Origin of the sequence: Spirosoma taeanense (assembly GCF_013127955.1) — a bacterium.
Classification (GTDB): Bacteria; Bacteroidota; Bacteroidia; order Cytophagales; family Spirosomataceae; genus Spirosoma; species Spirosoma taeanense.
Window position 1 is genome coordinate 3,473,806 of sequence record NZ_CP053435.1, and the last position, 12,705, is coordinate 3,486,510.

Consider the following 12,705-nt stretch of genomic DNA (forward strand, 5'->3'; position numbering starts at 1 on the left):
CGTTTATTCTTAGAAGGCATCTACTTTTCGAATAGGATAGCAACACGCAGTTAATTAATTTCCTGATAGTGAATCACTTCGCTGCCACCCAAACCTTATACGGGTAAACGCCCCGGTTGCCGAAGGTGTAGAACGGTATGGCAGTGAAGGATACAGGCTTAGCATTTTTATCGGTGGCCTGTCCCGTAATTACGTTGACGCCGTTCAGCAGGTCAGCTTTATAAGTTAGCATCAGTGAGGTGTTGGCGGGGAGCGTCAGGTCGTTCAGGCTGGGGTTGTCGATGCCTTCCAGTCCGTAGACGATCGGGCCGGATGCCAGCGCTATCTTTCCTTTAATCGTCTGAATCGAATCGTTGGGCGAGACAATGCGGGGCTGCATCGGTAAGGTTAGCTCGATGCGATCGCCTTTTTTCCAGGTTCGGCGGATGGCTACGTAGCCGTTCTGCGGCTGCACCGCCACAGGTTTGCCATTCACCTTGAGCGACACCGGCTCACTCACCTGCGAGCTGTACAGGCCGTAGGGATTTTCTTTGCTCTGCGCCCAGCCCGGTATTCGCACCTTTACGGTAAACACCTTCGTAGTCGCCGGGTCAACCTCAAGGATTGATTCGCCTTTCCAGGGATATTGGGTGATTTGCTTTATGGCTACGTTATTGCCTTTGTGCGGGATCGTCGCATCGCTGCCGATAAACAGATTGACGTAAACAGCATCGTCGTCGTACGCGTAGATGAAACCCGGCAGGGCCGATACCATTTTCAGCAGCATTGGCGGACAACAGGGGCAGCTATGCCAGGCCCAGCGTTTGTGATCGGTCGCCACCAGTGGGTTCTCGTAAAAGTAATGATCACCCTGGAGCGAAATGCTCGACAGCAGGTTGTTGTATAACACCCGTTCCATCTCATCAACATATTTGCCGTCGGCTTGCAGTTCATTCATTCGCTGGCTGAAAAAAGCCGAGCCGATGGCCGCGCAGGATTCCAGATAGGCTGATTCGGGCATGAAGAAATCTTTCCCAAAACGTTCGCCATCGGCAATGGCCCCTTCGCCACCGGTGATGAACATCCGCTTGCCGATCATATTGTCCCAGTACGCATTGGCCGTTTTTACGTAACGCGGGTCCTGATTCTCCAGCGCCGTAGCCGCTACGCCCGTTGCCAGCAGCGTCGCCCGAACGGCATGACCCTCGATGGTTTTCTGTTGAAAGACCGACATGTGGTCCTGGTTGTACGACTCATCGCTCTTGCGGGCATGGCTACCGTCTTTTTCGCCGTAATAACCTCGATTTTCGATCCAGAACCGGGCCAGTTGGTAATATTGATTCTCATTGACCGGTACGCTCATTTTAGCTTTCAGAGCCGGCTCGTCCCTGAACAGCCAGTAGAGTTTCAGGATGGCTTCTTCGGGGCCGCCATGTCCGGGAATAACGTTCTTTTTGGGCGATGGCCCCATTTCCCGGTACATGAAGTTGCTGAATTTGGTGGCTACGTCGAGCAGCTTCGTCTTGCCCGTCGCCTTGTAATAATGCACGGCCGCTTCAATCAGCATCCCGGCATTGTACACATCATGCTGCCACTTATCGTCCCCGCCATTGGTCCCCCACCGCTGATCGGGTTTTACCAGTGTCGTATACGTATTGAGATAACCGTCCGGATCAACGGCCTGAGTTGCGGCAATGCGGTCGATGTAGCTGTCGATTTTCTGTTCCAGCTTCGGGTCGGGGTATTCGGCCAGCAGGTCGGCGGCTCCCCGGATGGTTTCATACACCAGCCCATCGTACCAGGGCGGGCCGTCGTGCTGCCCCGTGTTTTTTTTGCCCTCCGCAACGAGGTCGAAGTTCAGAAAGGCGTTACGTGTCCGGCCGAGCTTGGCTTTCTCTTCAATCAGGTCTTTACGGTCAGGTTCGTACTTACCTTCCAGCTTGTCGAACACGTCATACACCGTTTTTGAATCCCAGACATTCAGCTTAGGACTCCAGAACAGGTCGTTCACCTTTACCTGCTCCAGCTTCAGCGGGTGGATGATATGCGTACGCTGTACTGACTGCGCAACGGTCACCTGCGCCAACAGACTGATTTGTAACGCGATACCCAGACACAACAAGCGCATACCGAAATTTCGAAGGGAAGCCATAAGAACACGGTTCAGGTTACCAGTGAAAGCAGTCTGAAGCGTATATTTAATGACTTGTGCCCCTATGTTTTACGTAGTGAGGGAATCGAATGCACTTAGTTATAGTGAGAAGGAATCAACTTAGATGGCACGTTACCCACCAAACGATTAAGCCAGCATTTTTTCGGTAGACGAGCTTCGTTGAATGGCCCTTAGCAATCGGGGGCGATTGTACCGCTGTACGAAAATTGGATATAGGTTTAGCAGCACATTCAAACTAATCAGCCAAACGGTCTCAGACAATCCAGACGTAACACCGACCAGAAGAGTGACGGCTAATACCGCGAAGAAGATAATCAAATGCCCGAATTCGGATTGGCGAGACGTATATTCCAAATGGGTTAACGCATCCAGCTTCTTTTTTACGGGATTGGTCGCTTTGTTGGCCTTTTCCCAGCCGACCCATACCAGGAGCTTTCTATACACATTAACGCCCAGCCATGTATAAACTTTTCCGTCCGCTTCCCAGGGCTGGGGTCTGTAGTAAGTCGATGCCAATTGCGGCTTAAAGGTCTGCGTGAAGGAAAGCACCACCATCATGAGCATGAAATTCAAGATCCATGCAAACACAAAGGAGTTCATACCCCGCCACATAGCTACGGCCACTATCGTCAACGCAGCGACTAATAAAACAGCAGGAAGCACTACATATTTAGTCATTATCTGTACCTGGTTGCGTCATTGGAGCGAACTGTACAATACCCAATTATCGGGCAATGTACGCAACCTACCGATCGGCTACCCGCAAACGAGAATAAAAGAATGACAAAAGCCTGTCCAGGTGAAATTTCCTGAATAATTACCAGCTTATTCAGGTCGGCAAAACGACTTTGCTGATGTTCCGCCGAATTCCAGCCATGTTAGGTCAGGTACTACCGGTATAAAAACAGCCTGACACGGGTTGCATCAGGCTGTTCTTAAAGAATTTAAACCAGAAGATTAATAGGCTCTCGCGAAAACGACCCGACCTTTTGAGGGTTTGCCGGAAAACATGTCAACGCCCACTTCGTCTTCCTGATCAAAGGGAATACAGCGGATGGTAGCCTTCGTCGCTTCTTTGATGGCTTCTTCGGTTTCCGACGTACCGTCCCAGTGCGCCAGCAGAAATCCTCCTTTTTCGATCTGCTCCTGAAACTGTTCGAACGTATCCACCTTGAACGTATTCTCCTGCCGGAAAGCTTTTGCTTTTTCGTAAATAGTCCGCTGAATATCATCCAGCAGGGTTTTGATGCGCTGCGTCAGACCCTCGAACGGCACGGTTTCCTTGGTTTTCAGATCGCGCCGGGCAATTTCGACGGTGCCGTTTTCAAGATCGCGCCCGCCCATAGCCAGCCGCACGGGAACTCCGCGCAGTTCGTACTCGGCAAATTTCCAGCCGGGTTTGTTCGCGTCCGAGTCATCGTATTTCACCGAAATGCCCGCCTTACGTAGCTCCTGCACGAGCGGCTTGAGCCTAGCCGAAAGGGCTTCCAGTTGCTCGTCGTTCCGGTAGATCGGCACAATCACAACCTGAATGGGCGCAAGTTTCGGCGGCAGCACCAGCCCATCGTCGTCAGAGTGGGCCATGATAAGCGCCCCCATTAGCCGCGTTGAAACGCCCCAGGATGTGCCCCAGACGTAATCCAGCTGGTTCTGTTTGTTCAGGAACTGCACGTCGAACGCTTTGGCGAAGTTCTGCCCCAGGAAGTGCGACGTACCGGCCTGCAGCGCCTTGCCGTCCTGCATCATGGCCTCAATGCACAGCGTATCGTCGGCACCCGCAAACCGTTCGTTTGGCGTTTTGTGACCTTTGATAACCGGCATCGCCATCCATTCCTCCGCAAACTGCGCATACACGTCCAGCATCTGTCGGGTTTCAGCCTGCGCTTCGTCGGCGGTGGCGTGGGCGGTGTGCCCCTCCTGCCAGAGAAATTCGGTCGTTCTGAGGAAAATCCGCGTGCGCATTTCCCAGCGCACGACGTTGGCCCACTGGTTGATGAGCAGCGGCAGGTCGCGGTACGACTGAATCCAGTTTTTGTACGTACTCCAGATTACCGTTTCGGATGTCGGCCGTACAATCAGTTCTTCTTCAAGCTTGGCTTCGGGGTCCACGATCACGCCTGAACCGTCTTCGGCGTTTTTGAGCCGGTAGTGCGTCACCACGGCGCATTCTTTCGCAAAGCCTTCGACGTGGGAGGCTTCCTTGCTCAGAAACGACTTCGGAATGAACAGCGGGAAATACGCATTGCTGTGGCCCGTTTCCTTAAACATATCGTCCAAGGCCCGCTGCATTTTCTCCCAGATCGAGAAGCCATAGGGCTTGATGACCATGCAGCCCCGAACGGCCGAATTCTCGGCCAGATCAGCCTTTTTGATTAACTCATTATACCACTCGGAATAGTTTTCACTCCGGGAAGGAATCGCTTTTGCCATGTTGGGGATGTTAAACAATGAACGCTGCAGATCCAGCCCCGACCAGTTGTTTTCGCAAGGAAACGCGCTGAACCAGATCATCCGAAGCTGACGTACATTTATTTTTTCTGATAGGTTAAACCTTAACCCGTAATTTGGAGTCTAATAGATTGAAAAGTTGCAAATATAGGTTTTTATCCTATTTTTGTAATCATTCCGTCTGGGCCTGCGTTATGGATACGAGACGATTCTCATCACGATCTTTTACTTAAATTTCCCTTGCCAAATGAAAACCCAACGTCTATATCGCTACCTGACGCTGGCTGCTCTGATGGGGTTCTGGAGCTGTTCCTCCAGTCTTCAGACCGCCCAGAACGCTGGCGAGACGGATGATTTGTATGGCAACTCCGGTAATGCGGAGGTTTATGCCAGCAACTCATCTGATCCCTCGTCGGTGGCTGCACGGCCATCCCGTCAGCAGCAACGTGCATACCGTAACGCCAATCCGGATTATACCGACGAACAGCAGGGCTATAGCGCCAATACGGATGAATATTACACCGAGTTGAGCGCCCGCAAACTGAACCGGGGCCTGTCGGCCGATCCGGGCTGGAGTGACGTCGGCACGAATGCCTACAACTCCGGCTTTGTCAACGGTTACAATGCTGCGTCGACTTCGGCCTATAGCTGGAACCGCTGGGGCTTTAACAACACCGGTTTCTACAACGGCCTGGGTCTGGGCTTAGGCCTGAGTACGTTTGGCTATGGCTATAACAGCTTTTCGTTCGGGCTCGGTAATCCGTTCTATTCACCGTTTTACAACAGTTATGCCTACAGCCCGTTCGGTTACGGGTATAGTCCGTTTGGCTACGGTGGATTCGGCAGCTACTACGATCCGTTCTACGCGTACAATAGTTTTTACAGCCCATTCTATTCACCGTTCTACGGTGGATTTGGTCGCCCGGCTTATTACAACAACGTAGTTGTATCCGGAGCGGATCCATACCGGAGAACGTATAACTCGCGTTATGACCGTTCATCTGGCCGTTATAATGATGGGTTTGTGAACGCTCCCCGTTCCAATGATCCTAACAGTGGCGGACGTCGGTATAACGGCTCGGGCACCAGCACGGCTAACTCCAGCGATCCGTATTACGCCCGTCCCCGCCAGAACAGCAGCCGGGGTGGCTACTACTACGATAATGGCACGGCCAGCGGTGGTCGTTCGGGTTCGTTCAATAACGCACCTTCGACGGCGCCGTCTTATAATAGCAACAGCACGTCCTCGAGCGATTATTACGTCCGGCCTCGTCAGAACAGCCGGGGCAGCTACTCGCCCTCGAACGATGGGTACAGCGGCAGCCGGGGTAGTTACCAGCAGCCCAGCTATCAACAGCGGACGCAGCCGACCTATCAGCAACCAACCTACCAGCAACCGTCGTACCAAAGCCAGAGCCGGGGCAGCTCACCAAGTTACAGCGCGCCTAGCAGTAGTGGCGGATACTCAGGTGGTAGTAGCTCATCAGGTGGAGGAAGCTCGCGCGGCCCACGCTAACCGGTAGTCCCTTTTTAACGAATTTCGATCCCGCCGACGACAATCGGCGGGATTTTTCGTTTTATAGCATGGAGACGTTAAACACTCACCAACGAGTTTTGTCTTACGGGTATTAGACGCTCCATTCCTGAATAATACCATGAAAAAAATCAGTTTTCTCTTCGTTACCGCCCTGATCACGCAGGCTTCGTTTGGGCAGGGTCCCGCTGTTGACTATGCCGATGATGCATTTCGCTATTCCGATCAGGTTATCAACGGTACGGCCCGCTTTCGGGGAATGGGTGGCAACCAGACCGCCCTCGGTGGAGATGCCAGTTCCATTTTCGGCAACCCCGCCGGTCTGGGCTTTTATAACCGCTCCGAGCTGAGCATCAGCCCTTCGTTTAATATCACCAGCAACCAAAGTAACTTTCTGGGCAGCAGCACAACCGGACTCAAGAATAAGGGAAGTGTAGGGCAGTTTAGTCTGGTGCTGGCTGGTGGCAACAACGGCAGCCGTCGGTGGCGCCGGTCAGCCCTGGGCATTTCCTATTCGCAGTCACTTAACTTCAACGAGACAATCGATGCTGCCGGGCTAAACCGGAACAATAACTCGTCATTTCTGCAGCAGTATATTAACGATGCGAACGCGCGGAACATCAACAGCACGGATCTCGATAATGAGTATAACTCCAATACGAATTCAGCCGCGTCGGGAGCCGGAGCCGCTTATCAGCTCTATCTGATCAACCCAACGGAATACAACAACGGCTCGGCCGGACCACCTTATACCCGCTTCGATAATTCACCGAATCAGCCACTCAATCAGCGGGCGACGCTGACCCGCACGGGTGCCCAGTCGCAGTGGACGATCGCTTACTCGGGTAACCTCGATGATAAGCTCTATATTGGAGGTGCTCTGGCCCTCACGCGCCTGCGGTACAACTCCGACTATACCTTGAATGAGTCAGTGCAGAGTAGCCGGGCCTTTAGTGGTTACTCTCGTAACAGTGTGCTCGACGTAACGGGGAACGGTATTCAGCTATCGTTCGGATTGATTTACAAACTTGATCCAAGTTTACAGATTGGCGCTTCGCTCCATTCGCCTTCTTTCTACGGAGTACGGGAAGATTATAGCCAGACGCTGTCGGCACAGGCCATAAACCCCAACCTGCAGACCAATAACAACAACATCGCCATCGCGCCGGAGCCGACCTTTACGTATTCGCTCACGTCGCCGTTTCGGACATCGGGGGGCGTAACGTACTTTCTGGGTAAAAACAAGATCGGTCTGATTACAGCCTCGGCAGAATACGTTGGGTATGGTGGTATGCGCGTTCGGACGACCGAATTTGATGTGCAGGGGAATACCGATTTCCGCAATGATGTGCGCCTGGCGGTGCAGGACCGGTATCAGAATGTGGTTAACTTCCGGGCCGGGGCCGAAGTTCGGGCGGGCCTCCTACGCTTACGGGCAGGGGCTGGTTATTTTCCAACGGCGTATAAGCTGAACCTCTTCCGTGTTGTTCCGGAAGATCGGGCTAAGGTGCTGTTTACTGCGGGCCTGGGCATTCGCAACGAGCGCTTCTTCGCCGACATCGCCGGCAGTTATTATACCTTTAAGTCGGGCCTGGCTCCCTATGAACTACCTAACGATCAGGATACCCCAACCGTAGCGACGTCTGCCCAGCGGACAAACGTTACCTTATCAGTAGGTGTGTTCTTCTAGGAAACCTAAAAGCAAAGACTTGGTAGCTATAAGAAGAGGTAAGCTGGGTGCTTACCTCTTCCTGTTTATAACCACTTGCCGATTTCTTCCAGAAGATCATCGGCGGTGGCTTCGCCAGGAAGGGTTATGTCAGCCTGACTATAGAACGGCAACCGGCTTACGTAACGCTGTCGCAGATCATTAATCAGGTCAGGATCGTTCGCGTTGTATAGCGGTCGGTCGTCCTGCGCGTGCGCCACCATCCGCTGCACCAGCGTCTCGACGGGTACGTCCAGAAACACTGATACGCCCGTAGCGTTGATATACGCCATGTTGTCGTGGAAGCAGGGCATCCCTCCGCCCGTTGATACTACCAGACTATCGCCGGGCCGGATCGTGCGCAGTATCCGCCGTTCGGCTTCCCGGAAATAAGTCTCTCCCGATTCGGCAAAGATGGCTGGGATCGAGCGCCCCTCGTCCCGAACGATTAGTTTATCGGTATCAATAAACCGGTAATGAAGTACATCGGCAATGCGCTTGCCCAGCGTGCTCTTGCCGGACGATGGCATACCGATTAAGAAGATGTTTTTCATTCGCAATGAGCGAATGAGCGAGTGAGTGACTGAGTGAATAAGGCTTGCGTCAGCGAATCACTCATTCACTCATTCACTCATTCACCAAGTTTTTAACCTCTGCCGCGTCGGGCGTTGTATTGTAGTGCCATTTGCCACGCACCACGCCATTGTGCATCAGCCACGTACCCGGATTTGAGCGCATGATCGTTTTCAGAACCGTTGCATCAACTTTGTAATACGGCACATTCGTTAACTGAAACTCCTTGCAGAACGCCTGAATCTGATCGTCACTGACGGATGTCAGGATATACGGCTTAACGCTCGATCCCTGCAACCCTTCAACCAGCTCGCGAATGGCCGGCAGGCTTCCCGCATCGATGTCGGTGGTGTTCTTGACAATGATAAACAGTTTGTCGCCTTCGAACGTCTCCTGCGTGAAATCGCTTTCGTCGTTCCAGACGCGGTAGTCCGTAATCTTGGGCTTGGCGCTTTCGTTGATCAGCACCATCTCCCTGAACTTATAGCCCGGATCGGACGGATACTGCTCGAATTCGCTGGTTTTACCGTCCTTTTCCATAATGTATTTGTAACGTAACGGCTCCGAGGGCTTCATCTGGGCCGGAATATTTTTCCCCACAGCATAGGGCAGCAGATCGAGCGGGGGCAGGAACGAAATGGCGTAAATACCCAGCCCCAGCGTCAGTACCGTCGTCAGGGCGACCAGCCAGCCGGTATTACGGGGTTTTATCCGATTGCGATGCCCGATGATAAACAAAATCAGCACCGTCAGCACAATGTCCTTGCCGAATGAGGTCCATGGTTTTAGCTTGATGGCATCGCCGAAGCAGCCGCAGTCCGTTACGCGGTCGAAATAAGCCGAATAGAATGTCAGGAACGTAAAGAAGACGATCAGGAAGAACAGGAGCCAGGTCGTTAGCTTGGGTTTATAGGACGCCAGGAGCGCTACACCCAGAATGATTTCGGCCGCGCAGAATAGTACCGACATCGCTAACGTAAATGGCACCAACGCCATGAAAAAATCGTGCAGCACAGGCACATCCTGTGCAAAGACCTCAAAGTATTCTTCAAACTTAATCTGTGTGCCAACCGGGTCGTTGAGTTTGATCAGACCCGAAAAAATAAAGACAATCCCGACCAGGAAGCGGGCAATGCGGGCGGCAATCAGCATGGGCTGGGTGCCGGTCTTGATTTTAGGCTGCGGAGTTGTTGTATTCATACAGATAAGGCCGTCGGAACGCCAACGGCAATGGATCGTTATACGGCCATTCGGTCCGCACTACTTTTTATCAGACAAAAAACCGCGTAATTGATCATGTCCATATAATTGGCCTCAACGCCTTCCGACACCAGCGTATTGCCGCAATTATCTTCAATCTGTTTCGTACGCAGGAGCTTCATCAGAATTATATCTGTCATGGAGCTGATGCGCATGTCCCGCCAGGCTTCGCCATAATCGTGGTTTTTGGCAAACAGCAAGTCCATGACCCGGCCGATCTGCGCGTCGTATAGCTGCTCGAGCTCGTCGGTCGGAATATCCATCCGGGGCTGTCCGTTGTGTTCGCTGCTGCGGCTGATTTCAACCTGAAAATGAAGCTGAATCAGCGCCATAACGCAGTAATTGATGATGCCTACAAATTCCAGCTCGATTCCTTCGCCAACGCGACTAACGCCGGTTTCCTGCAGCGTTCGGATTCGCTGCGCTTTGATGAAAATCTGGTCGGTAATGCTCGGCAAACGCAGAATTCGCCAGGCCGTACCGTAATCCTGGTTTTTTTTCAGAAATAAATCCTTGCATCGTTGAATGACCTGCCGATATTCGGTTTCCGTAGTGGACATAATTTAAAACGGTCCGCGATTGCGGTTTGTAGGTTGACGTTTGACGGTACTCCGCTCGCTTCAACTCCAAACCGCCCGGCGGTCCGGTTTAAACGACAAACCTCAAACTGAACTGTGTTCAAAAGTACAAAAAAAACGCTGAACTGCCGGGGACGGCTGGTCGATTTGACCACGCCGGCGGTGATGGGTATTCTGAATGCAACCCCGGATTCCTTCTTTGCCGGAAGCCGAATCGGGCTGGACGAAACGGTGGCTACCGCCGAAACCATGCTGACCGAGGGCGCCACGTTTCTGGACATCGGCGGTTATTCGACCCGGCCCGGCGCAGCCGACATCAGTCCCGCCGAAGAAGCCGACCGGGTGCTGCCCGTCATTGAGGCTATCCTCGACAGCTTTCCCGAAGCACTTATTTCGGTTGATACGTTCCGGGCGTCGGTGGCCCGGCAGGCCGTTGAGACGGGCGCAGCTATGATCAACGATATTGGGGGCGGCACCCTCGACACAGCCATGTTCGAAACGGTGGCTCAACTAGGGGTCCCTTATGTCCTGATGCATATGCGGGGAACACCCCAGACCATGCAGTCGCTGGCTACGTATCAGAATATCGTTACGGAGGTGATCGACGAGATGGCTACGCCACTGGCCCGATTGCGGGCGCTGGGCGCTAAAGACATCATTCTGGACCCCGGTTTTGGGTTCGCCAAGACGCCCGCCCAAAATTTTTCTCTGCTGAGTCAGCTCGAATCGTTCAGGCAGTTTGACGAGCCGCTGCTGGTTGGCCTTTCACGTAAAACCACTATCTGGAAAACCCTGAACATCACCGCTGAAGAAGCGCTCAACGGCACTACGGTCCTGAACACCGTAGCCCTAATGAAAGGCGCTTCAATCCTGCGCGTGCACGACGTACGAGAGGCTGTTGAGGCCGTAAAACTGACCCAAAATCTAACTTTTTTTTAGGCTACTATTGCGTTTAGTGAATCAAAGCCCTACTTTTGCATTCCCAAACGACAACGACCGGTTGTCATGGGAAAAACGATCTGGTAGCTCAGCTGGTAGAGCAATACACTTTTAATGTATGGGTCCTGGGTTCGAATCCCAGCCGGATCACTAAAAACGTCAAAAGCCGCTCTTATGGGCGGCTTTTGACGTTTTATAATTCCTTACAGCAGCCTGTTGGCGCGGATCACCTCCGCCAGTTGCCGGGCCACTTTCCGATGCCCTGACGAATTGATGTGGTTGTCCAGCATAAAATAATCCGTAGGCGTCAGAACACCCGAGACATCCGCCAGATAAACTCCTGGCAAGGGATCATTTATCAGGTAAGACTGAAAGGCCTGTATTGTTTCGGGGCCCGTTCCGTTGGGATTCAGGCAGGTGATAATAATTGGCCCTTTATAATCCTGGCGAATACGCCGGATGGCATAGAAAAACGATTCCTCCGGCGACAAACTGCGTCTCGTTCGAGCTATCTGCCTGCCAGTCGGCCCCGGCAAACCGGCGGTTTTGATTGTCATTCGCTGCATCCGCGCTCTGAGCACAGCATACAAATATTTAAACGGATAATAGTCGGCCGTCAGGGTATTGTAACGAACAGCGGCATCATACCGCTCCCGGGGTGAAGGTTTAAACGTCTGCAGCGCCAGTTCTTCGTTCTCGGGCTGGTCATTTACGCAGTACTGAACAACCAGCACCCGGCAGGAATCGCGCTGAATACGCTTGAGCAACATGGATTCGCGGGCCGTTCCAAAGGAGGAAATACCGGCATTCAGTACTTTACGGCCCAGTTGCTGTTCCAGCCTTGATGCGTAGCAAATTGAATCAGCAACCCCCCACCCCATCGTAAACGAATCGCCTAGGATAATGATGGTAGGGTTTGTTAAAGAGGCCGCATCGTCACGAACGCCCAGCGCATTCGTCCGGATTGGGGTATTTATTTCGAATCCGCTTTTATAGACTACATTCTGCAAGTTTGGCTTCAGCGTATAAAACAGGGCGGGGTCGTACTGACTAAGCTCCGGATCATACTGAATCAGGTTCTTATCCCAACCATCCACGACCTCCTGAACGAAACGGCGTCCACGCCTATGCTGATGTTGCCCTTCGGCCAATCGATACGCAAAGGCCCATACGCCCAATTCAAGTAGAATAAATAATCCGGCGAAAAACCACCAGGGCTGTTTGGCCAGCCGGCCTATCAAGACTGTAAGCAACAGGAACTGCCCGGTTACCAGGCATTTAAACAGCCAAACGCCCGTTGCGCTAATGGCAAATAGCTCCGTGCGAACGAGTGTAATGGTAAATAATAAGACAATAAATAGTAAACCAATCAGAGTACGCTGAAAAGCAGTCATTGTTTATTTAAACCTTTACTGAACCCTACCTATCGCTGGGGCCGCCTGTCCTTTCCACCGCTCGTTGGCAAGCCAACTTTATAGAATCTCCCCAGTTTTTAGACTAAGCCGAGGTTCGC

At 52.5% G+C, this 12,705-nt stretch carries 10 protein-coding genes and 1 tRNA gene; 4 read left to right on the forward strand and 7 right to left on the reverse strand.

Annotation, left to right across the window (positions count from 1 at the left end):
* Positions 1-73: 73 nt before the first annotated feature.
* The 3 genes from HNV11_RS14485 to proS all read right to left on the reverse strand — a co-directional run bounded on the left by HNV11_RS14485 (position 74) and on the right by proS (position 4,582).
* A complete protein-coding gene (locus HNV11_RS14485; RefSeq protein ID WP_240163443.1) occupies positions 74-2,131 on the reverse strand; it encodes a glycoside hydrolase family 127 protein in 2,058 nt (685 codons plus the stop codon).
* 147 nt (positions 2,132-2,278) lie between these two features.
* Positions 2,279-2,830 (reverse strand): glycosyl-4,4'-diaponeurosporenoate acyltransferase CrtO family protein, encoded by a 552-nt coding sequence (locus HNV11_RS14490; RefSeq protein ID WP_171740345.1) that lies wholly within the window; start codon positions 2,828-2,830, stop codon positions 2,279-2,281.
* A 279-nt stretch (positions 2,831-3,109) separates the two neighbouring features.
* Positions 3,110-4,582 carry a proline--tRNA ligase gene (gene proS, locus HNV11_RS14495; protein WP_171740346.1) on the reverse strand — a complete coding sequence of 491 codons (1,473 nt, stop codon included), beginning with the start codon at positions 4,580-4,582 and terminating at the stop codon, positions 3,110-3,112.
* A gap of 265 nt (positions 4,583-4,847) precedes the next feature.
* Between proS and HNV11_RS14500 the strand changes: the two genes are divergently transcribed.
* Together HNV11_RS14500 and HNV11_RS14505 are read left to right on the forward strand one after the other, a co-directional pair.
* Positions 4,848-6,116, forward strand: a complete 1,269-nt coding sequence (locus HNV11_RS14500) for a pilus assembly protein (RefSeq protein ID WP_171740347.1) — start codon at positions 4,848-4,850, stop codon at positions 6,114-6,116.
* A 139-nt stretch (positions 6,117-6,255) separates the two neighbouring features.
* Positions 6,256-7,824 (forward strand): PorV/PorQ family protein, encoded by a 1,569-nt coding sequence (locus tag HNV11_RS14505; RefSeq protein WP_171740348.1) that lies wholly within the window; start codon positions 6,256-6,258, stop codon positions 7,822-7,824.
* Positions 7,825-7,889: 65 nt separating this feature from the next.
* Here HNV11_RS14505 and HNV11_RS14510 read toward each other — a convergent pair whose 3' ends face one another.
* The 3 genes from HNV11_RS14510 to HNV11_RS14520 form a co-directional block, all read right to left on the reverse strand.
* Positions 7,890-8,396 carry a shikimate kinase gene (locus HNV11_RS14510; protein WP_171740349.1) on the reverse strand — a complete coding sequence of 169 codons (507 nt, stop codon included), beginning with the start codon at positions 8,394-8,396 and terminating at the stop codon, positions 7,890-7,892.
* 73 nt (positions 8,397-8,469) lie between these two features.
* The gene (locus tag HNV11_RS14515) at positions 8,470-9,615 is read right to left on the reverse strand and encodes a BT_3928 family protein (RefSeq protein WP_240163445.1); all 1,146 of its coding nucleotides are present in this window, start codon (positions 9,613-9,615) and stop codon (positions 8,470-8,472) included.
* Between the two features lie 38 nt (positions 9,616-9,653).
* Positions 9,654-10,235, reverse strand: a complete 582-nt coding sequence (locus HNV11_RS14520) for a DUF1599 domain-containing protein (protein WP_171740350.1) — start codon at positions 10,233-10,235, stop codon at positions 9,654-9,656.
* Positions 10,236-10,349: 114 nt separating this feature from the next.
* Here HNV11_RS14520 and folP point away from each other — a divergent pair, with 114 nt between their 5' ends.
* Together folP and HNV11_RS14530 are read left to right on the forward strand one after the other, a co-directional pair.
* Positions 10,350-11,192: a dihydropteroate synthase gene (gene folP / locus HNV11_RS14525; RefSeq protein WP_171740351.1), complete on the forward strand. Its 843-nt coding sequence runs from the start codon at positions 10,350-10,352 to the stop codon at positions 11,190-11,192.
* A 77-nt stretch (positions 11,193-11,269) separates the two neighbouring features.
* Positions 11,270-11,342: transfer RNA gene (locus HNV11_RS14530), tRNA-Lys, on the forward strand.
* A 53-nt stretch (positions 11,343-11,395) separates the two neighbouring features.
* On the opposite strand, the gene HNV11_RS14535 is transcribed toward HNV11_RS14530, so the two are convergent.
* Positions 11,396-12,586: an SGNH/GDSL hydrolase family protein gene (locus tag HNV11_RS14535; protein ID WP_171740352.1), complete on the reverse strand. Its 1,191-nt coding sequence runs from the start codon at positions 12,584-12,586 to the stop codon at positions 11,396-11,398.
* Positions 12,587-12,705: the final 119 nt, after the last annotated feature.

Coding starts and splice junctions, on each gene's coding strand:
- HNV11_RS14485 (WP_240163443.1), bottom strand. CDS start 2,131: ATGGCTTCCCTTCGAAATTTCGGTATGCGCTTGTTGTGTCTGGGTATC.
- HNV11_RS14490 (WP_171740345.1), bottom strand. CDS start 2,830: ATGACTAAATATGTAGTGCTTCCTGCTGTTTTATTAGTCGCTGCGTTG.
- proS (WP_171740346.1), bottom strand. CDS start 4,582: ATGGCAAAAGCGATTCCTTCCCGGAGTGAAAACTATTCCGAGTGGTAT.
- HNV11_RS14500 (WP_171740347.1), top strand. CDS start 4,848: ATGAAAACCCAACGTCTATATCGCTACCTGACGCTGGCTGCTCTGATG.
- HNV11_RS14505 (WP_171740348.1), top strand. CDS start 6,256: ATGAAAAAAATCAGTTTTCTCTTCGTTACCGCCCTGATCACGCAGGCT.
- HNV11_RS14510 (WP_171740349.1), bottom strand. CDS start 8,396: ATGAAAAACATCTTCTTAATCGGTATGCCATCGTCCGGCAAGAGCACG.
- HNV11_RS14515 (WP_240163445.1), bottom strand. CDS start 9,615: ATGAATACAACAACTCCGCAGCCTAAAATCAAGACCGGCACCCAGCCC.
- HNV11_RS14520 (WP_171740350.1), bottom strand. CDS start 10,235: ATGTCCACTACGGAAACCGAATATCGGCAGGTCATTCAACGATGCAAG.
- HNV11_RS14535 (WP_171740352.1), bottom strand. CDS start 12,586: ATGACTGCTTTTCAGCGTACTCTGATTGGTTTACTATTTATTGTCTTA.